This is a genomic window from Muriicola sp. Z0-33, assembly GCF_026126425.1.
GTDB lineage: Bacteria > Bacteroidota > Bacteroidia > Flavobacteriales > Flavobacteriaceae > JAFMPW01.
Genome location: NZ_JAFMPW010000002.1, coordinates 224,501 through 245,882, shown reverse-complemented (window position 1 = coordinate 245,882; position 21,382 = coordinate 224,501). Strand labels below are relative to the sequence as shown.

Annotated in this window: 16 protein-coding genes; 4 read left to right on the top strand and 12 right to left on the bottom strand. The window is 39.3% G+C overall.

All coding sequences use genetic code 11. The features are described from left to right. Window position 1: 1 nt before the first annotated feature. The 3 genes from J1G40_RS03980 to leuC all read right to left on the bottom strand — a co-directional run bounded on the left by J1G40_RS03980 (window position 2) and on the right by leuC (window position 3,672). Window positions 2–1,519 carry an alpha-isopropylmalate synthase regulatory domain-containing protein gene (locus tag J1G40_RS03980; RefSeq protein ID WP_265241189.1) on the bottom strand — a complete coding sequence of 506 codons (1,518 nt, stop codon included), beginning with the start codon at window positions 1,517–1,519 and terminating at the stop codon, window positions 2–4. 85 nt (window positions 1,520–1,604) lie between these two features. Then, a complete protein-coding gene (leuD, locus tag J1G40_RS03975) occupies window positions 1,605–2,201 on the bottom strand; it encodes a 3-isopropylmalate dehydratase small subunit (RefSeq protein ID WP_265241187.1) in 597 nt (198 codons plus the stop codon). Window positions 2,202–2,256: 55 nt separating this feature from the next. Continuing rightward, window positions 2,257–3,672, bottom strand: a complete 1,416-nt coding sequence (gene leuC / locus J1G40_RS03970; protein ID WP_265241185.1) for a 3-isopropylmalate dehydratase large subunit — start codon at window positions 3,670–3,672, stop codon at window positions 2,257–2,259. Window positions 3,673–3,983: 311 nt separating this feature from the next. Between leuC and J1G40_RS03965 the strand changes: the two genes are divergently transcribed. Both J1G40_RS03965 and J1G40_RS03960 read left to right on the top strand, forming a co-directional pair. Beyond that, window positions 3,984–5,096: a DUF2911 domain-containing protein gene (locus tag J1G40_RS03965; protein ID WP_265241183.1), complete on the top strand. Its 1,113-nt coding sequence runs from the start codon at window positions 3,984–3,986 to the stop codon at window positions 5,094–5,096. A 192-nt stretch (window positions 5,097–5,288) separates the two neighbouring features. Next, a complete protein-coding gene (locus J1G40_RS03960; protein ID WP_265241181.1) occupies window positions 5,289–6,386 on the top strand; it encodes a DUF2911 domain-containing protein in 1,098 nt (365 codons plus the stop codon). Between the two features lie 64 nt (window positions 6,387–6,450). Here J1G40_RS03960 and recG read toward each other — a convergent pair whose 3' ends face one another. Further along, the gene (gene recG / locus J1G40_RS03955; RefSeq protein ID WP_265241179.1) at window positions 6,451–8,556 is read right to left on the bottom strand and encodes an ATP-dependent DNA helicase RecG; all 2,106 of its coding nucleotides are present in this window, start codon (window positions 8,554–8,556) and stop codon (window positions 6,451–6,453) included. Between the two features lie 81 nt (window positions 8,557–8,637). On the opposite strand from recG, the gene J1G40_RS03950 reads away from it, so the two are divergent. Next, a complete protein-coding gene (locus tag J1G40_RS03950; protein WP_265241178.1) occupies window positions 8,638–10,728 on the top strand; it encodes a M1 family metallopeptidase in 2,091 nt (696 codons plus the stop codon). Next, on the top strand, window positions 10,725–11,666 hold the full coding sequence (locus tag J1G40_RS03945) for a patatin family protein (RefSeq protein ID WP_265241177.1): 942 nt from the start codon (window positions 10,725–10,727) through the stop codon (window positions 11,664–11,666). The genes J1G40_RS03950 and J1G40_RS03945 overlap by 4 nt, the downstream gene beginning before the upstream one ends. 36 nt (window positions 11,667–11,702) lie before the next feature. On the opposite strand, the gene J1G40_RS03940 is transcribed toward J1G40_RS03945, so the two are convergent. The 8 genes from J1G40_RS03940 to J1G40_RS03905 form a co-directional block, all read right to left on the bottom strand. After that, a complete protein-coding gene (locus J1G40_RS03940) occupies window positions 11,703–12,221 on the bottom strand; it encodes a hypothetical protein (protein WP_265241176.1) in 519 nt (172 codons plus the stop codon). 77 nt (window positions 12,222–12,298) lie between these two features. Next, complete coding sequence (locus J1G40_RS03935; protein WP_265241174.1) at window positions 12,299–13,075, bottom strand: hypothetical protein; 777 nt, start codon at window positions 13,073–13,075, stop codon at window positions 12,299–12,301. Between the two features lie 69 nt (window positions 13,076–13,144). Continuing rightward, window positions 13,145–13,891: a polyphosphate polymerase domain-containing protein gene (locus J1G40_RS03930; RefSeq protein WP_265241172.1), complete on the bottom strand. Its 747-nt coding sequence runs from the start codon at window positions 13,889–13,891 to the stop codon at window positions 13,145–13,147. Continuing rightward, window positions 13,866–16,856 carry a right-handed parallel beta-helix repeat-containing protein gene (locus tag J1G40_RS03925; RefSeq protein ID WP_265241170.1) on the bottom strand — a complete coding sequence of 997 codons (2,991 nt, stop codon included), beginning with the start codon at window positions 16,854–16,856 and terminating at the stop codon, window positions 13,866–13,868. The genes J1G40_RS03930 and J1G40_RS03925 overlap by 26 nt, the downstream gene beginning before the upstream one ends. A gap of 82 nt (window positions 16,857–16,938) precedes the next feature. Further along, the gene (locus J1G40_RS03920; protein ID WP_265241166.1) at window positions 16,939–17,616 is read right to left on the bottom strand and encodes a DUF4956 domain-containing protein; all 678 of its coding nucleotides are present in this window, start codon (window positions 17,614–17,616) and stop codon (window positions 16,939–16,941) included. Window positions 17,617–17,835: 219 nt separating this feature from the next. Next, window positions 17,836–19,395, bottom strand: coding sequence for an FMN-binding glutamate synthase family protein (locus tag J1G40_RS03915; protein ID WP_265241164.1), 1,560 nt, complete (start codon window positions 19,393–19,395; stop codon window positions 17,836–17,838). Between the two features lie 61 nt (window positions 19,396–19,456). Next, the gene (locus tag J1G40_RS03910; protein ID WP_265241162.1) at window positions 19,457–20,731 is read right to left on the bottom strand and encodes an amidohydrolase; all 1,275 of its coding nucleotides are present in this window, start codon (window positions 20,729–20,731) and stop codon (window positions 19,457–19,459) included. 11 nt (window positions 20,732–20,742) lie between these two features. Then, a complete protein-coding gene (locus J1G40_RS03905; RefSeq protein ID WP_265241160.1) occupies window positions 20,743–21,288 on the bottom strand; it encodes a DsrE family protein in 546 nt (181 codons plus the stop codon). Between the last annotated feature and the right edge of the window lie 94 nt (window positions 21,289–21,382).

Genomic DNA, 21,382 nt, shown 5'->3' with positions numbered 1-21,382 from the left:
TTTAGATGATATTCAACATTTTTTCTGTAGCCTTAATCGCGGAAACTGTCTGGTCAGAATCCAATCCTCTTGTTGTAAAACTGGTTCCGTTATTCTGCCAGGTGATTATTGTCTCGCATAAGGCATCGGAGTTACTGCCGGGAGGAATTCTTACTGCATAGTCTACAAGGGTGGGTAAATCTTGTTTTTTAGCTTTATATACTTTCCTGAGTGCATTCATAAAGGCATCGTACTGTCCATCGCCCTGGGCGTGCTCCTCATAAGTCTCTCCATTGATATCCACACATACTGTTGTAGATGGTTTAAGTCCTTTAGAATGAGTAAGCACATAAGATTTTACAAAAACTTTCTGTTGAAAGGTTTCACTATCCAGTACATCTGATATGATAAAAGGTAGATCTTCTTTGGTTACCTTTTCTTTTTTATCACCCAGTTCAATGATCCGCTGAGTTACCTTTTTCAGGTCCTCATCGTTTAAAGTAAGGCCTAATTCCTGAAGGTTCTTTTGAATATTAGCTTTACCAGAGGTCTTTCCCAGCGCATACCTGCGTTTCCTTCCAAATCTTTCTGGTAGTAAATCATTAAAGTAAAGATTCTTTTTGTTATCTCCATCTGCATGTATACCAGCTGTTTGTGTAAAAACATTGTCACCTACAATTGGTTTGTTTGCAGGAATTCCAAAACCTGTAAATGCAGAAACTAATTTGCTTACTTTAAAGAGGGAAGATTCATCCACAGCTATCTCCAAATGCGGCATAAAATCGTTCACAACGGCAACCACACTTGCAAGGGGAGCGTTACCTGCTCTTTCGCCCATTCCGTTTACCGTAAGATGAAGACCATGGCATCCAGCCTTTAATGCCTCCATAACATTAGCCACACTGAGATCATAATCATTATGTCCGTGGAAATCGAAATGCAAATCGGGATATTTCTCAATAATCTGCGCAATATAGCGCCCGGCTTCTTCGTGGGTCAATACGCCCAGCGTATCTGGGAGTAATACTCTTTTTATGGGTTGAGTGGCCAGGAAATCAAGGAATTGAAATACGTATTCAGGAGAATTCCTCATTCCATTGCTCCAATCCTCCAGGTAAACATTAGTAGCTATAGCATTGTCCTGAGCCAGTTGAATAACTTGCTCAATTTCGTTAAAGTGTTGTTGTGGAGTTCTCTTTAATTGATGGGTTAGGTGGTTCAAAGAGCCCTTTGTCAGCAGGTTCTGAACTTTGGCTTTCGCCTTTATCATCCATTCAATAGACAAGCCATTATCAACAAAAGTGAGGACTTCAACCCTGTCTTCATACCCCATCTCATGTGCCCAATCCATAATTTGAATTACAGATTGAAATTCCCCTTCAGAAACTCTGGCAGAAGCAATCTCTATCCTGTCTACTTTTAGTTCATCCAGAAGCAATTTAGCCAGGGTGAGTTTTTCACCAGCCGAAAAGGAAACGCCAGAGGTTTGTTCACCATCCCTCAGCGTAGTATCCATTATTTCAATCTTCCTTGTTTTCATTTCATTCGAACTGATTTCAGCATGCCATGCGTTTTGATGTAAGCTCTGGAATTAAATACTGTTATGACATCAAACACTACTTTGCCTAGAGCGGTGTATTTTCTGTAAAACTCCTGATTTCTTCTTTTATATTGATCAGATAATCAATATCATCAAAACCATTGAGCATATTCTCTTTTTTGTAGTCGTTGATCTGGAACGACTCCTGTTCTCCGCTATCAAGTAATCTAATGACCTGATTTTCCAGGTGGATCTCTAGCATAGTATCAGGATCAGCTTCTATAGCGCTGAATATTTTCTGAAGAAATTCTGCACTAACCTGTACCGGGAGGACTCCAATATTTAAGCAATTATTTCTAAAAATGTCAGCAAAAAAACTAGATACCACTGCCCTGAAGCCATAATCGTAAATTGCCCATGCTGCGTGCTCTCTGGAAGATCCCGATCCAAAATTCTTACCTCCCACCAATATTTTTCCAGAGTAGATCGGGTTATTTAAAACAAACTGCTCTTTTGGGGTATTATCGGCATTGTACCTCCAATCCCTGAACAAATTGTCACCAAATCCCTTGCGCTCAGTGGCTTTAAGAAACCTGGCAGGAATAATCTGATCTGTGTCCACATTCTCTAAGGGTAGGGGAACTGCTGTGCTTTTTAATATGTCGAATTTATCGTATGCCATCTTTTACTTTACTTAATTTATCTTATAATTACCTTTCACTGCTCACTGCTCTGCACTAGGCCATCTCAGGCTCCATCAATTCTCTCGGATCCGTTACTTTACCTGTCACAGCAGCTGCCGCGGCCACAAGCGGACTGGCCAAAAGCGTTCTCGCTCCGGGACCTTGCCTTCCTTCAAAATTTCTATTAGAGGTACTAACGGCATATTTTCCAGCCGGAATTTTATCATCGTTCATCGCCAGGCATGCGGAACAACCAGGTTCCCTTAGTTCAAACCCGGCCTCGTTCAGAACCTCAAGTAAACCTTCTTCTTTTATGGCTTCCTCAACCCTGTGTGATCCGGGAACCAACCAGGCGGTAACATGATCTGCCTTTCTACGTCCTTTAACCAGGGAAGTAAAAGCTCTGAAGTCTTCTATACGTCCGTTAGTACAACTTCCGAGAAATACAAAGTCGATCTTTTTCCCTAACATGGCTTCTCCTTCATTAAAATCCATGTATTGCAAGGATTTTTTATAGGTAGAAACACCACCCTCTACGGCTTCTGCCTGTGGGATACCATTAGATATGCCAATTCCCATTCCAGGATTAGTTCCATAGGTAATCATGGGCTCTATATCGTTTCCATCAAAAGTTACTTCTTTATCAAAAATGGCATCCTCATCCGTTTTTAATGTTTCCCAATAGGTCATTGCCTTATCCCATGCAGCGCCTTTAGGGGTATATTCCCGCCCTTTAATATATTCGAACGTCTTTTCGTCCGGGGCGATAATGCCACCTCGAGCCCCCATTTCAATACTGAGATTACAGACGGTCATTCTTCCTTCCATACTCATATCTCTAAAGACCTCTCCGGAATATTCAACAAAATAACCTGTTGCTCCGGATGTGGTGAGTTTGGAAATAATATATAAGGCAACATCTTTTGGGGTAACCGCCTTACTTAAGCTGCCATTAATGTTAATTCGCATCCGTTTTGCTTTGGGTTGCATAATACATTGAGATGCCAGCACCATTTCCACTTCAGAAGTTCCAATCCCAAAAGCAATTGCTCCAAAAGCACCATGAGTAGAAGTATGAGAATCCCCGCAGACAATAGTTGCTCCGGGAACTGTGATTCCGTTTTCCGGCCCAATTACATGGACTATTCCATTCTTTTGATGCCCCAATCCCCAATAAGGAATATGGTGTTCGGCTGCGTTTTGTTCCAGGGCTTTAAGCTGGTTTGCAGACAAGGGGTCTTTTACCGGCAAGTGCTGATTTATGGTCGGAGTGTTGTGGTCTGCCGTGGCAAAAGTACGTTCCGGATGCAGTACCTTAATGCCTCGGTTTTTTAAACCGAGAAATGCTACCGGGCTGGTAACTTCGTGCACCAGATGGCGGTCTATAAATAGCACATCCGGGCCATTTTCAATATTACGCACAACATGCGAATCCCATACTTTGTCAAATAGTGTTTTGCCTGTACCCATAATTCAGAAATTTCTAAGCTAACAAAACTATTAAACCTATAGTTATTAGGAAATAAAAGCAGAAAAAATTACGATGTTCAAACTACAATATTCCGCTTACTTATGTTCGTTATCAACAATTTACACCGCAGATAAATACTTAATTTTTGAGTAAGCAAGAAATTAAATACTGCGCTATACAATCGTAAGTAAGCGGGATATTTATAGTTTAACAATAGCGAATAAGAGTTTAACATAATGGTAACGCTTTGAGGTAAGCGCTATCCATATCTTTAAAAGCAAACAATTCTACTAATTATAAAAACAGATTAATGAAGTTATTTTACAAAAGGAGTCCGGCCTTATTCTTGTTGGCGGTATTATTATACAGTATTAATGGTGTTGCCCAATTAGACCTTCCCAGAGGCAGCCAAATGGCAAAAGTATCTCAACGTATTGGCATAAGTGATGTAGCAATTATTTATTCCCGCCCTAGTGTCAATGAAAGAGAAGTGTGGGGCAATTTGGTTCCTTACGGGATGAACAATTTGGGTTTTGGAACAGCCAAAGAATCTCCCTGGAGGGCAGGGGCCAATGAAAATACAGTAATTAAATTTACAGATGATGTAAAAATTGAAGGTCAGCCACTATCTGCAGGTAAGTACGGTCTTCATATGATTATTAAAGAAGGTGTGGATCAGGCCACCATAATTTTTTCAAAGAATCACAATGCCTGGGGAAGTTATTTTTATGATCCGGCTGCAGATGCACTTAGGGTAGATGTAACTACTTCGGAAATTCCACATATGGAAGAGCTGACCTATCTTTTTCACAATGTTGATGCCACCACTGCCACTGCTTCCCTAAATTGGGAGAAAAAAAGAATACCTTTTAAAATTGAGGTTGCTGTTACGGATATAGTTCTTGCGGATATCCGGGAAAAGCTGGAGAATTCGCCAGGGTTTAATAGACAAACCTGGGAACAGGCGGCAAACTTTTCACTTAATAACGGAGGTGATTTAAATGAAGCATTGGGTTGGATAGATGGCGCAATAGCCGGAAAATTCTTTTCTCAAAAGACCTTCGCGAATACCTCCATTAAAGCCAGAATACTCGATAAAATGGGTAAAAGTTCTGAAGCTACTGCGCTTATGGATGAAGCCCTGCCCCTGGGTACTGTATTTGAAGTTCATCAGTATGGCAGGCAATTAATAGCCGGAGGCAAACACGATAAAGCGCTCGAGGTCTTTAAATGGAATGCTAAAGCTCATAAGAATACCTGGCCGGTAAATTACGGACTGGGCAGGGCCTATGCAGCCAAGGGAGATAACAAATCTGCAATTAAGTATTTAAAGCTGGCATTAGATAACGCCCCTGCCCAGGCAAATAAGGATAGAGTAGCAGCTAATATTGATAAACTTGAAAAGGGAGAGGCTATCAACTGACCTTATATCAAAGCTTAGTATTTTGGAAAACGTCCTATGTTCATAGGGCGTTTTTCATTTATAGGTTATTTGTGTGTAGTGGTATTTATGTTTAACACAGGGCAGGCTGCTTTTAACATAACAGTAACGCTATAGAGTAGGAGCTATCCATATCTTTAATTCCAAACAATCTATTCATCTAAAAACAAACTCATGAAATTACTTTACAAGAAAAGTACGCCAATGTTATTCTTGGCGATGTTGTTATTCAGTCTGCCAGCCATGGCCCAGTTAAACCTTCCAAGAGGTAGTCAGATGGCCAAAGTAAATCAGCGTATTGGCAACACTGATGTTACAGTTATCTATTCCAGACCTAGTGTCAACGATAGAGAAGTATGGGGTAAATTAGTACCCTATGGTATGAATAATTTAGGATTCGGTACGGCCAAAGAATCTCCCTGGAGGGCCGGAGCCAATGAAAATACCATTATAAAATTTACAGATGATGTAACCATAGAAGGTCAGCCGTTAGAAGCAGGAAAATACGGCCTTCATATGATCGTTAATGAAGGGAATACCGCTACTATTATATTTTCAAAAAATCATGGTGCCTGGGGAAGTTATTTCTACGACCCTGCAGAAGATGCATTGCGGGTAGATGTTACCACTACGGAGATAGCACATACAGAAGTATTGACTTATGTATTTGATGAAGTTGATGCCACCTCGGCTACCGCTTCTTTGTATTGGGAGAAAAAGCGTATCCCGATAAAGGTGGCAGTAGATGTGCCCGATTTGGTTTTGGCCGAAGTCAGGAACCAATTACAGAATTCACCTGGTTTTAATCGGCAGTCCTGGGAACAAGCTGCGAATTATGCAATGAATAATGGAGGTGATCTGGAAGAAGCCATGGGCTGGATAGACAGCGCCAGAGAAGGCAAGTTTTTTAGTCAGAAAACCTTTGGAAATACAGCTTTAAAAATGCAACTACTATTAAAAATGGGTAAAAAGGACGATGCTTTGGCCATGGTAGATGAGGCGGCCGGCATGGCGAATATGAATCAACTCAACGCCCTGGGATATCAACTATTGGGTATGGGAGAGCATGATATGGCCGTGAAGTATTTTAAGTTGAACGTAAAAAATAATCCAAAAAATGCCAATGTATACGATAGTTTGGGTGAGGCGTATAAAACCAAGGGTGATAAAAAGAATGCCATTAAAAATCTTAAGAAATCACTTACTCTTAATCCTCCACCAGCAGTAAAAGCGAATTCAGAAAAGTTGTTAAAAGAGCTGGGGGCTGGGTAAAAAGTATTTTATTCTTTAGTAAGCAGGGGTTCATGGCTTAGTAAGTATTGAACCCCTTCCTTATTTAACTTATATAGGTCCAGATGTTTTTATGTCGCACAAGTTGCTGGTAGGTAGCTAATAGTTTACTATTGGCAGGCTGGCTCAGTCCAGGGTCTTCTTTTAATATTCTTGACGCATAATAACGGGCAGTTTTGAGGATATCATTGTCTCTAACTATATCCGCTATCTTTAAGTTTAATAACCCGCTTTGTTGTGTACCCATGAGGTCCCCAGGCCCTCTTAATCTTAGATCTACCTCGGCTATTTCAAAGCCATCATTGGTAGAGGTCATGGTAGCCAATCTCTCTTTGGCTTCAGAAGATAATTTTAACCCGGTCATTAAAATACAATAACTCTGATCCGCTCCGCGGCCCACACGTCCTCTTAACTGGTGTAGCTGAGATAAACCAAACCTTTCCGCACTTTCTATAATCATCACCGAGGCATTCGGGATGTTTACGCCAACTTCTATCACTGTAGTCGCTATCATTATTTGTGTTTCTCCCCGCTGAAAACGACCCATTTCATAGTCCTTGTCTTCAGATTTCATTTTCCCATGTACTATAGAAATCTGATATTCGGGAAGAGGAAAATCTCGTACAATGCTTTCATAACCATCCATTAGGTCTTTATAATCCAATGCCTCTGATTCCTGTATCAAGGGATATACCACATATATTTGCCTGCCTTTTTTAATTTCATCTTTGATAAACCTAAATACTTTCAGACGGTTGGCATCTAATCTGTGTACAGTTTTAACCGATTTTCTTCCAGGGGGTAGTTCATCAATTACAGAGATATCAAGATCTCCGTAGAGACTCATCGCAAGTGTGCGCGGAATTGGAGTAGCTGTCATTACCAAAATATGAGGTGGAATCTCATTTTTGTGCCATAGCCTGGAGCGCTGTGCCACACCAAATCTATGTTGCTCATCTATTATGGCCAATCCCAGGTTCTTAAATTGCACCTTATCCTCGAGTACAGCATGGGTGCCTATAAGCAGGTGCAATTCCCCATTTTCTAGTTGTTCATGAATTATATTTCTTGCTTTTTTCTTAACCGATCCCGTGAGCAGTGCAATGTTTATGCCCATGTTTCTGACCAATTCAATTAAGCTATTATAATGCTGATTGGCCAATATCTCTGTAGGCGCCATAAGACATGTCTGATATCCGTTATCTAAAGCCAACAATATGCTCATCAGCGCAACTATTGTCTTTCCGGAGCCAACATCACCCTGCAATAATCTGTTCATTTGTGCATTACTCCCCAGGTCTGCCCTGATTTCCTTAATAGCCCTTTTCTGGGCGGAAGTAAGTTCAAAAGGGAGATGATCTTTATAGAACTCATTAAAATAGGAACCTACATGCTCAAATGGAAAGCCCTTTATTTTCTTCTTTCGGAGGAGTTTTTTGGTAATTAACTGTATTTGAATATAAAAGAGTTCTTCAAATTTTAGCCGAAACTGGGCTTTTGCCAACAGGGCCTGATTCTTAGGGAAATGAATGTTGTACAGAGCATCACTTTTGGAAATCAATTTTAGCTCGTTTATCAGGGCAGGAGAGAGGCTTTCCTGGAACTGGCCTTTTGTTTCTAAAAAGAGCTGCTGCATTAATTTATTTACAACCCTATTGGTTACCCCTTTATTGCTCAGCTTCTCCGTGGATGGGTAAACGGGTTGCATGGCAATTTTAAGACCACTCTCGTGCTCTGTCAGCAGTTCCATTTCTGGATGTGGCATAGAGAATTTACCGTTAAACCAATTGGTTTTGCCATAGATGACATAAGGCGTGTTTAATTTAAGGTTATCGCGTATCCATTTCTGCATCCGAAACCAGACGAGTTCCATTTCACCTGTATCATCAACAAAGGTAGCGACAAGGCGACTCCCTTTTTTTTGTTCTACGGTCTTTAGATGTATAATCTTCCCTTTTATCTGAACATCCGCACTACTGCGTTCTAATTCCCCAATGGTATAGTATTTGGTTTTATCAATATATCGGTTGGGAAAAAAATTGATAAGATCCTGATAAGTTCCTATACCCAGCTCACTTTGGAATAATTGTGCCCTGTTAGGGCCAACACCTTTTAAATAAGTTATGGGCGTTTGAAGGAAATTAGCGTTCATAAGACTAAATTAATGCTTGCCCTATAGAACTGCAACAAAGCAAAATGCTAAATTTGGTGTAAAAATTGCTTAAATAGCAGTATGAAAAGCCTTTTACTTGTATTATCGGCACTTATTTTATCTCCATGTATTTCTCAAAATCAGCCAGGAGTAGATTTTACACATGGTGCGGTAAGCCTGAGCATAGACCCTGAAAAAAGAGAGATTAAAGGAGAGGTGATTTATTCCTTTCATGTACTTAATAAGGTAGATTCTGTCTTTTTGGATGCCAGAAACATGGCTTTTAATTCCGTATTACTAAACAATAGAAATGTAAATTATAATATTAACGGCAAGCATATTATTATTAGGAAAAAGTTTAAAGCAGGAAAAACATATCAGTTGGGTCTGCGCTATAATACGGTTCCAAAACAAACTGTATATTTTGTGGGTTGGGACGATGATCAACGCAATGCTAACCAACTCTGGACGCAGGGCCAGGGGAAGTATACAAGTCATTGGCTTCCCAGTTTTGACGATATGAATGAAAAGGTAGCGTTTGATCTTAGCATAAGTTTTGATGCTAATTATGAAGTGGCTGCAAACGGCAAATTGGAAGCCATAAATATTGAGGATGGAATAAAAACCTGGAGTTATAATATGAACCATCCGATGAGTAGTTATTTGCTTGCCTTTGCTATCGGAGACTATGACAAAAAAGAGTTGGTCTCTTCCAGTAAAATACCCCTTAATCTATACTACTACCCGGCAGATAGCAGTAAGGCAGAGCCCACATATAGGTACACAAAAAAAATCTTTGATTTTCTGGAAAAAGAAATTGGTTTTGCTTATCCATGGCAAAACTATAAGCAGTTACCTGTAAGGGACTTTCTTTATGCCGGAATGGAGAATACGGGTACTACATTGTTTTCTGATGCTTATGTCATTGACTCTATTGCGTTTGTTGATAAGAACTATGTTAATGTCAATGCGCATGAAATGGCACATCAATGGTTTGGAAATTTAGTAACTGAAAAAAACGGGAAACATCATTGGCTGCATGAAGGGTTCGCCACATATTATGCCTATTTGGCAGAGAAAGAAGTCTTTGGTGAAGAATATTTTTATTGGAAACTCTATGAATCTGCAAGGGCATTGCACAACCTTGAACGCGAAGATAGGGGCGAGGCATTGACAGATCCGGGGGCATCCAGCCTTACTTTTTACGAGAAGGGCGCATGGGCTTTACAAATTCTAAGGGATACTTTAGGGGAAAAGGCCTTTAAAGCAGGGATAGTTAGCTACCTGGAGAAGTATAAGTTTGGTAATGCAGGGATTTCTGATTTCATAAAAGAAATGGAAGAAGTAAGTAAACGTGATCTTTCGGATTTCAGGATGTTATGGTTAGAAGGAACAGATTTTCCATATGAGAAAGCGATAACTCACCTCAAAGAAAATTCCGTTAGCCTGAGCACATTTTTTGAACTAAAATGGGAACTTTCGACGAGTAACCAGACCAATGAAGAGATTATCAGAACGTATTGGAAGAATTCAGAATCTCCGTATCTAAAGAAAAACATCCTGGCGCAATATCATAAATCGCTATCGGAAGATTTTATAAAAGACGCTTTTAATACAAATGACATTAAAATAAGACAGGCTCTTGCCATTGCAATGAACCGGATACCTGAAGGATTGACAAGGGAATTTGAATCGCTTCTCGATGATAAAAGCTATGTAACCCTTGAAAACGCCTTGTATAAAAACTGGGTCCATAATCCACAAAAAAGGGTACATTATTTAGATAAGACAAAAGATATTGAAGGACTTCCAAATAAAAATGTGCGCTTACTTTGGCTATTGCTGGCTTCCCTGACCAAGGACTATGCTGACGCAGCTGTAAGAGAACAATATATGGAAGAACTCAAGGGATATACCGCACCAAAATATCCTTTTGAAGTGCGTCAATTTGCTTTTACCCTTATTTCCGAGGTATTTGCTATGTCTGATGACAACCTTAAAGATTTGGTTAATGCTTCGGTTCATCATGCCTGGCAATTTAGAAAATACGCCCGTACCCTTTTGGATAAAACACTTACGAACGAAAAACAAAAGCAACGATTAGAGAAATTGTCAGGAGAACTAAAAGGCGAAGAATTACGTTATATTAGAAGTAAATTACAATTGAAATGAGAGCGTTGGTGATTTCAGGTGGGGGTAGTAAAGGAGCTTTTGCCGGAGGCGTTGCTCAATATCTTATGGAGGAGTTAGATCATAACTATGATCTGTTCCTGGGGACTTCTACCGGAAGCCTATTAATTTCTCATTTGGCTTTACAGAAGATTCAAAAAATTAAGGAAGTCTATACTTCAGTAGATCAGCATAGCATATTTAGCAATTGTCCTTTCACTATACAGAAAAAGTATGGGGTAGCCAATATCGGTATCAATCACTGGAATGTATTGAAGAATTTTTACAGGGGCAGTAAAACCTTTGGCGAAAGCGATAATTTATTATCACTTATCCGGGAAACAATAACCCCGGAAGAATTTAATAAGCTTAAACACGGGCCAAAAGACATTGTGGTTACCGTATCCAACTTATCCTTGAATCAGGTAGAGTACAAATCGATCAACGATTTTGACTATGAGGATTTTTGTGAATGGGTTTGGATCTCCTGTAATTATACTCCTTTTATGAGTCTTGTCAGGAAAAATGGCTGTGAATATGCAGATGGAGGCCTTGGTAGTATGGTGCCGATTGAAGAGGCTATCAGAAGGGGCGCAACCACCGTAGATGCAATAATCTTGCATACAGAGATAACTCACTTTAACAGAATGCCCTCTAAAAATGTTTTTTCTTTGCTTACAAGCATGTTCAGCTTTATGCTAGACAGGATTGAGTATCAAAACATAAGGATAGGAAAGTTTGTTGCTAATCACCACGATGCGATCATTAACTTTTATTACACCCCAACGGTGCTTACCACAAATTCTTTAATTTTCGATAAGGAAAAAATGCACGATTGGTGGGAGAGTGGATATCACTATGCGGAAACCAAGAATACGGAATTAAATGAAATAGAAATTGCGGTGGAACAACCTAATCCCGGAATTGAACTCAGCAGTTAATAGATCTTATTAAGGATTACTACTAATCTTGATCTGCTACCAAAGATCTCCGATTTCCTTTTTTACAAAAGATAAGGCAGTGGCCGATGGAGATGGCTTGTCCATAGTTTGAGTCAGAATGTCTTCTCTCAGTTTATCCGCTGAATCAGTTTCACTCATGCCGGCTTTACGTATCATTTGAATTGTAGCACTTTTAGCTGCTTTGATTATATTCCAGCATTCATCGCTCATATAGATCTGTTGAGACAGATTGTGATCAAATTCGTTCTCGATTGTTCTTATCAAGAGATTTTCATAATCGTTTTTGTCCGAAGATTTGGGAGCTACCCTTACAACAAGGCTGGGAATGGCAATACGCTCCAGAAATAGAGCCATACGCTCATAAGCCTGGAGGCGAATGGGCATAGCATTCTTTTGAGAGTCTTTATGAAGAAGAAATCTGCGTCTTCCTTCCTCGTTTCTGGTATGTAATCTGAAAAAATAAAATGCAATAACACCAGTAATTACTGCTGGAAGCATATAGGCAAAAAGTTGAAAAATTCCGTCTCCGGTCATGTGTTTGGTTTTTGGTTACTGCATTTAGAACGCTGTATTCTCCTAAAAATTATACTAGCAGTTCACCAGTTCTGAGACTAATTCCCATTTTTCATATTCTCCTTTACCATAAGGTAAAACTGCGTATAGTTTGGATGTAACTTTAGATTTATACCTTCCTTAAAATTTCCGTCTTTCCCCAGGGTTACAATTCTTCCAGGATCAATTTCATAATTCTTCTGTAATACCCCGGCAATAGTATTGGCTTGTGCGGCAGCTATATTTAATTCCCCGGTCATGGTAAGGCCTTCAATGGTCACCAACATTTTAGGATTTGCCTTTAGGATACTGGCAAATTTTTCTATCCAGGGCTCAGATGTACTGGTTATTTCGGTATTGCTGCTACCCCCGAATAACATATCCAGACTTGCCGATATGATTACCGCACCGTTGGATACAGCTATTTTAGCTTCTTCTCCTAAGGTCTGCTTGGCATTGGTTAGCACTACAATTGCTGTTGAATCATTACTTGCTATACCATCAATTATGAATTTCAACTGATTTTCCTTTTGTTCCAGACTGGATAAGGCCTGGTTTATGGCCGATGAATTTTTACTGGAAACTTCTGCAAAACTGTTTAGGTTCTTTAATAATGTTGCATTTGCATCTTGCAGATCTTTCACCTGTTCTTCAAAAGATGCCGCTCTTGATACTCCTATCTTTTCATTTTTACGAGCATCAAGAACCACGTTTTCCATAGAATCCAGCTTAGTGTTTAGGAGATCTATTTCTTCCAGTAATTCACTCTTTTTCTGAGCGTTTATGGTAGCTATTGAAGTAATTATAAGTAGGCATGAAAGTAATTTTTTCCTCATTTTTCTAGTATTATATCAACTGATAAGGTAACGGGTTTCCGATGACAAAAATAGAATATTTCAACGGGCCTAAAAAAGTGTTCGTCCATTTATCAAATCTACTCCCTGGACATATTTGGAATTTCTGGAAACCCTTGAGCTAAATTGTTGGGAAATTCTTCTGGCTTCAAAATCGTCGGCCATATCGTACTTCAGTTCAAGAACAACAATGCGCTTATCTATTTTCTTAATTGATTCCTGGTACTGATTAATCCCCGGGTTGTAAAAGCGCTGATGGTAATCTAGTGTTACCCTGAATTTTCCGCAAGCGGAGAGAAAATAGCGCCTTTCATAGGCATTAAAAAGTGTAGGATTTAGCAGACTCAGATTATTTATAAGTTGTTGTTCATCACCAAGTCTCGCCAGTACCTGCTCCTTAAGGTCCCACGCGTCACCCGCATCTAGCTGGTAGTTAAAATCCTTGATTTTAAAAGACAATTTATCTCCAACTTCTCCAAATTTCTTTTTAATCTCTACTGTGGGGTTCGTTATTGAAGAGAAATCATCACCATACCAGCGTAAACGGTACTTCTCTCTTTCTCCAACTCCTGATACGTTTTGCTTATAAAAGTTAAGGTTGTTATCATCAAAGTAAACATTGTTTACCTGACGTCTTTCATAGATTTCGCTAAAACAGTAACTGTTCAGATACAACAACGAGATAAGATCTTCCAGGTAGTCACTAACAAAAATGAACTTCCTCTCATAACGCAAATTGTTGCCTTTGACAGTATCGACCATTCCCGAAATCTTATCTGCTGCTTTTGCCGTATTCATTGCCATACATTAGTTCAAGGACTTTTTTGGATTTGGTCTCAACAAGTACATTGTCTATAGCCAGTTGTGAATTTTCTTCGATTAAATAATCGAGCTCATTAGCTTCAAGGAGCAGATTATCAATGCTAATTTTACCAGGACCAAATTCACTTTTCTTCTGGAAGGCAGAGATCGCTAGTCTGGAACCTGAAATCTCAATATCCTCAAGTGCTATTACAGACAGATCTTTACTTACAACTCCTATTTCCCCGCCTACAATTTTAATGTTTTTGCCTTTTAGTGAACTGCCCTCACCTATACTAATTGCTTTATCAGAAGAGCCAATTACCTCTACATTGATAACTTCCAAATTGGAACCCGAAACATCAATCCCATCGTTGCCACAGTTTACAAAACTGCTGTTAGATAGCTTGCCTGTTACAAAATCTCCGTCAAAAGCATCAGATTGAGTGTCTTTAAAGTTTACGCCGTTTATAATAAATTCGGATCTGATAATATTCAGACCATCCTCACTGCGGTTTTTCTCAAAAGTAGAATTAGTGATCTCTACATAGGATTCATTAAAGTTTACCGCCCCGGAAAGCGTCCAATCACCAATTACTGGAAATGATAAATTGCTGAATACACAATAATTCAGTACAGACTTATCGGCAGCATTTGATATTAGAATCCCGCCTCCATTTGCCCCGGAAGAATAGAATTTAATAGGGTTTGCTTTACTGCCTTCGCAGATAATTGGACTATAGGAGATAATGGAGGCATTATTAGACATATCTAATTGAAATCCTTCTTCAACCGTAATTTTAAAATTCTGAGGTATTCTCAAGTGTTCTTTTAGCAGGTGCTTTCCTTGAGTGAATACCATAAGTTTTTCATCCTCATTGACGGTAATAAATGGAAATTTATCGTAGTTGTAAGCGGAATTCTTTTTAAAATTCATTACAAAATCCGGATCTTCTTTTTCATACGGAATGATACTGTTTGTCCTTAATCTCGTGGTCCCTAAAATCTTATAGGCAAGATTAATTTTGGCGATATCTTTGGGATAACGAAATTCCCCTTTCTTATTTTTCTTAGAAACAAAAGCATTAAGAAAGGCCCTTTTTAATGGAAGAACTATTCTTTTTTCTTTTCCCGGGCCTACTATTTCTTCGGCAACTGGCTTAGAAAGCGCTTTGCCCTTTAAAGTTTGTATTCTGCTAATTGCGATAGGGAAGCTTGTAATGTTTCTTATATCGAATGTCACTTCCTTAGTGTCATAATTAGATAAGTGCACAATAAGTCCGTTAGCAGGAAAGATTTGTTTCTTTATTAGATTACTGTTGTGTTCCAGAACTCCCGGGTCAAATTTTATATTGAACTCCTTTTTTAATTTAGACATAATGGCCGAAAGCTCATTGTAATTGTCATTGTACAGTTGTTGTACAAAATTTTCATCGCTGACAAAAGCCAGTTTTTCTAATAGCTTGGCCTTGTAAACAGCATCTTCTGTTGTAAATATATAATCTCTGATATTCTCTACCTTATAACCCGAATTTGAGTCGGATGCTACCGGTTCTAACTTGTTAGTGACGGGATTATAATAGATTCTGAGATTGTGCCATATTAACCCATGATGTCCTCCAAATAAATTGGAAATAGCCACGTACAAAGAAAGTTTATCAACATCAAAGACCTCCGACACCTTCAATTTCCCTTCGCGCACCCCTTCTAACATGTTTTTTGCTATATCAAATTGCTTTTTTAAATGTGGGGTAGCAAGTACTTTATTCGCATTAAAAACTCGGATTGGAGCTGTGTTTACGCTTCGTATGTTCCTGTCGTTTGGATTTTCGGGCATATCCAGGATGCGTTGATTCTTTCTGTCATCCCATAAGATAGACTCGTCAAAACTGATAATGATGCCCTCTCTTCGCTGATTGTTTTCAATAAGAATTTTATCAATAGATTCTTCCAGTGCCATCACCCCAATTTGCTTTGTTGAGATAGTATCTCTTTCTTCAACCTGCATTTCTACATTCAGGAAATCATATCTTAAACCTAATAGTCCATTTTCCTTTATGGCCTTCTGATATAACCATTCCCAGGCATAGTTACGTGCTATGGGATGTTGTACCGAAAATTTTCGCATCCCGTACAGCGTTTGCTCGCCTTCCAGTTTTACCTTATAAGACCATTTTAAAGTGTCTCTCAGATGATCTGTCCAATCTCCCTTCAGACGAATGAGCGATTTTACATTTATCTGTTCTTTGGTGGATATTTTTGCTTTAACCCAATCATCATCCTCTGAAACCAGAATACCATCAACCAGGGCCTCTGCGCGTTTCCTTTTAATTTTATTCAGCTCCTTCTCCTTTATAGAAATTATAAGTTCTTTAAATCCTAAACCAATTTCGTAGGGTGTTATTTTACCAGGAACAATATCTATGGCCTCATACGACTTGCCTTTTCCTTTTGTAAACCTTCCCGTATTTACATGTGCAATTTTATCGATGTCCAAATCTTTATGAACCAGTGGAATTTTGTGAGTATAGTATTTAATATTATCAACGTAAAGCTCTTTTAATTTACGGGTGAAATCCAGGTTGATAAAATTAACTTTATCCGATTCTTGTTGGCCCGGGTCTTCTTTAAGATAAACATGTAGGTAGGTTCTGTCGCTCATGATTTCCGGACTCAAAGAATCATTGTAGACGTAATACAGATGTGGTGTGCCTAACTCATTATTTATAAACATTGTGCATACAGAATCCCTGTGAATCTGGTTGAGACCTTTGGTAAGCATTTCTTCTAAGCTGCTGGTATTAAAAAGAACAGTTGCAGCAGTTGTTTCCTTTTTTTTTGCTTCAACATTCTTATCAGAGGTGTCATATGCCATTTGCACAGAAAACAAAATCACCGGGATTAATAGTGAGAAAGGAAGTAAGATCTTAAAGAAATCCCTTTTATTACTACCTATTTTCATAAATCAAGTATATGATATTCATTCAGTTTTATTCTAATACGCCATAAAGTTGTATCTAATGATCTAGCTATTAGACAGAAGGCTATATAACACTATCGATAAAGGTTACTGTCATATCTTCATCGATATTGCCAAGTTCTTTTGATATGACCTGCAATCTGTCCATATCCGAAATACTTATCAGATAATTCAGATTGAGGTTCCCCGCGGTCTTATTAAACCTTTTAAGTTCTAACTGCCTGGAATGCTCACTAAGAATACCGCTGATTTTCTCTAACATGTCATCCTTGTCTGCGCCATTCACCGGAAGGTTAATTACTATGTTTTGCGTAAGAGTACTATTTAGCACATTCTTTTTCATCAGAATTATAATGATGATGAGCAAAACAAAACCAATAAAGGTGGGAAGAAACTGGTTTGCTCCTAATCCCAGGCCAATAGCTATGGATATAAAAAAGAAACCCAGCTCTTCAGGTTCCTTAATAGCCGTTCTGAATCTGACAATAGATAAAGCTCCAACCAAACCAAGAGACAGGGCAAGGGAAGATTTAACAATAGAAATTATTATGAAGGTGGTGATACCAACAAGAATGAATACCCTGGACAATTGTTCCCTGTTAGATATTGCATTACCGTACTTCACATATAATTTAGATAGAATAAAAAGCAAAATTGCAGCAATTACAATGTTTATGGAGAAATTGAGAACAGAGAAATCCTGCTGCGTTGTAAAATCAAATTGGTTTAATAGTTCATTCATATGTATTGTCAATAGATTTGTTAATCATATGTAAAGATATTCTTTCTATAGGGTTAATTAAAGGTTTTGTAGGGCATTTTGCACAAAGTATTCAACAGGAATGTTCACAATTTCTGACCTTCTCCAAACGATATAGATTAGGTAGTTACGCGGGTAGAAAGGGTTTAATTTATAACGTACTTATGTGGTCATAATATTTATGGAGAACATCAGTACTGCTTAGGATTTATTACCCCCCAGATAAGGGCAGTCCTGTAGCGATTGCATACCGGAAAAGGGAACTGTGGCCTTTTCATATTTATAGGTCGACTTTAAATTGCTGTGAAGGAAATCATCATCCACATTGAGTTGTATGTCTTCCATTGTAAACTGGCATGGATGCTCATAACCTGCGGCATGTGTTATTTCGAGGAATTCTTTGCGAAAGGTTTTAAAATATTGCGCCAACCGGTCAGATTTTAGTGGCACATTTATCCCATTTTGAAGCCATTTGCTCTGTGTGGCTATTCCGGATGGGCATCTGTTGGTATGACAAATCTGAGCCTGTATGCAGCCGATACTCATCATAGCTTCCCGGGCTACATTTATACAATCTACACCCATGGCAAAAGCCATAGCAGCCTTCCCAGGGAAACCCAATTTTCCACTGCCAATAAAAACTATTCTATCTGCGAGTCCCTTTTCCTTAAAAAGCCTGTAAAGACTTGTAAAACCATAAACCCAGGGAAGAGAAACATGATCTGCAAAACTAGGAGGTGCAGCTCCTGTTCCGCCTTCGCCACCATCAACAGTAATAAAATCAGGGCCCTTACCTGTTTCCAGCATCAGATCGGCCAATTCTTCCCACATATCTAATTTTCCTATCGCCCCTTTTATCCCTACCGGCAAACCGGTCTCCCCGGCTATATCTTCTATAAGTTGTAATAATTTGCCAACACTGTCAAAAGCCAGATGGGTTGTTGGGGAAAGCACATCTTTGCCAACAGCAACACCTCTTATTTCAGCAATTTCCGGACTTATTTTTGCACCGGGTAATACCCCACCTTTTCCAGGTTTAGCCCCTTGTGACAGTTTAATTTCAATAGCCTTTACACAAGGGTTTTCATCCACCAAATGCTTTAACTTCTCCATCGAAAATCCACCTTCTTCTGTACGGACACCAAAGTATCCTGTGCCAAAATGAAAAACTACATCTCCACCTCGTTGGTGATATGGCGAAAGTCCACCCTCACCGGTATTGTGATATGCTTCGCTTTTGGCAGCTCCTATGTTCATTGCTTCCACCGCGGCGGCCGAGAGCGAACCAAAACTCATTGCTGAAATATTGATTATTGAAGCAGGCCTGTATGGCCGTTTTCTTTGATTATATGCGCCAATTACTTTAGCACAGGGTAAGAAGGTTGTATCCTTTCTATTAGGGTGATCTTCTGAAAGTTTAAAGGACATCATCTGGTTCTTTACAAAGAAATGCTGATGATCATAAATATCCCTGTCTGTTCCAAAACCTTCATAATTGTTCTCTTTTTTCGCAGAAGCATAGATCCAGCTACGTTCAATACGATTAAATGGGAGTTCCTCCCTGTTGTTTGCAACAAAATACTGCCGCATTTCCGGGCCAATACTTTCGAGCCAATAGCGCAAATGGCCAACTAGTGGAAAGTTGTGTGTTATGGTATGGGCTTTTTGTAAAAAGACATCCCTGATTACAACAGCAATCACAAAAATAAGTAACCATCCCCACCATGGGATCTTGGTAAGTATGTCTAGAAAAACATCCATAGAAGAACAGTTTAGGTAATTCGTTATGGCACCGGAAACAATAGGGCGTATCGTAGGTAATCTACATATTTAAATAATCCAGACTCATCTCTGTAAGTGCTTTAACACCCAGTAACAGACCACTTTCATCAATCTTAAAATCGGGCGTATGGTGTGGAAATGCCGCCTGGTTTCCTGGGGTCATGCCGCCCAAAAAGATAAAAAAACCTGGAACCTCTCTTTGAAAATAGGAGAAATCCTCAGCTCCGGTTTTCGCCTTTTGTGTCTGTACGTTTGGCTCCCCGGCTACACGCTTTATAGTGGGCAGCATTTGTTCTACAAGCTTGGGTTCGTTATAGGTAATGTCTGTCATATCCTGTATAACTATTGTAGCGTCTCCTCCATAAGTTTTTGCAATGGCTGGCACCATCTCTTCCATTCTTCTGTTTATATGGTCTTTCATGCCATAGTCTAGCGTTCTTATAGTCCCGATCATTTCGGCACTTTCAGGGATAATATTAAATCTAACCCCACTTGTAATTTTTCCTACGGTAATAACCGCAGCCTCATTGGTTAAATTAGCCTCCCTACTAATTATTGTCTGAAGGCCATCTATGATCTTTGCACTGATAAGTATTGGATCAATACCAGACCAGGGCTGCGATCCGTGACTTTGCTTTCCTTTTACATTAATAGTAAAAGTTTGAGCCGCAGCCATGGCACCCCCGGAAGTATACCGAATTACACCGGCCGGAGTTTGTGAGTTGATATGCAGGCCAAAGATGGCATCCACATCCGGGTTTTTTAACACCCCTTCTTTTACCATCATTAGCGCTCCTCCTTCTTCTCCTTCCGGCGCCCCTTCTTCGGCAGGTTGAAAAATGAACTTTATTGTCCCGTTAATTTTGTTCTTGTTTTTGGAGAGTACCTCGGCTACACCCATCAAAATAGCAGTATGGGTATCATGACCACAGGCGTGCATGACCCCAACCTTTATTCCCCTAAATTCGGAAGTTACCGTCGATTTAAATGGAAGGTCATTGCGCTCCATTACTGGCAAGGCATCTATATCGGCTCTTAAAGCGACCGTTTTACCTGCTCGGTTCCCTTTTAAAATACCAACCACCCCAGTATGGGCAACCCCGGTTTGTACCTCCATTCCCAGGGATTTAAGATGTGCTGCAATCTTTTCGGCCGTTTTAAACTCCCGGTTAGACAATTCCGGGTTTTGATGAATATCTCTGCGCCATTCTATCACCTTGCTTTCAATTGCGTTGTAGTCTTTTTCCAAATTGTGATCCTGGCTCATGGCAAAACTCCCAAGAAGCAGCATTACTGTAAATACTAATTTATTCATCCGTCTCTTTTTTAAAATTTAATTAATTGATATCCATCGTCCTGCAGCTGAATTAATGCGGTCATGGCTGAAAGAGCCAATTCTACTCCTTCTATGGTTTCTTCTACCGGGTAATTTCTGGATAATGAAGATTGTCCGCAAAAAACAAATTTTGCACCTGATGCTATAAGTTCCCGAACCAGTTTCTCATTAGGGTTATTAACTGCAAAACGCTTTTGATAGGCCTGATTGTTTATGATATCCTTCGATGCTTGGTTATGCACAACAAGTACTACTTTAAGGTTTTCTTTTGGAACACCGCTCTGCGCGTGCATATTAAGAAACCGTGCCGCAGTTTCAATACTTTTGTTAATTTCGGAATGACTCTCAGGACTGTTCATTATATCAAAGACCACCCTGAATTCTTTGGAAACATTGGTGATATACGTAGGATCTTCAATTTCCCATACTTTCCCGTAACTTTTTATTATTGGCCCGGATTGTTTTGATTGTGAGAATAAACTAACAGGACTAAAAAACAATAGTGCTAATCCTAAAAATAATATCCCTCTTCGCATAGACATCATAGATTTTCTAAATATATTCAAATTAGATAAAATAGCCGGGGCATTGTTTATAATTATTAAAACGATGCCTTTATGAACCACTTAA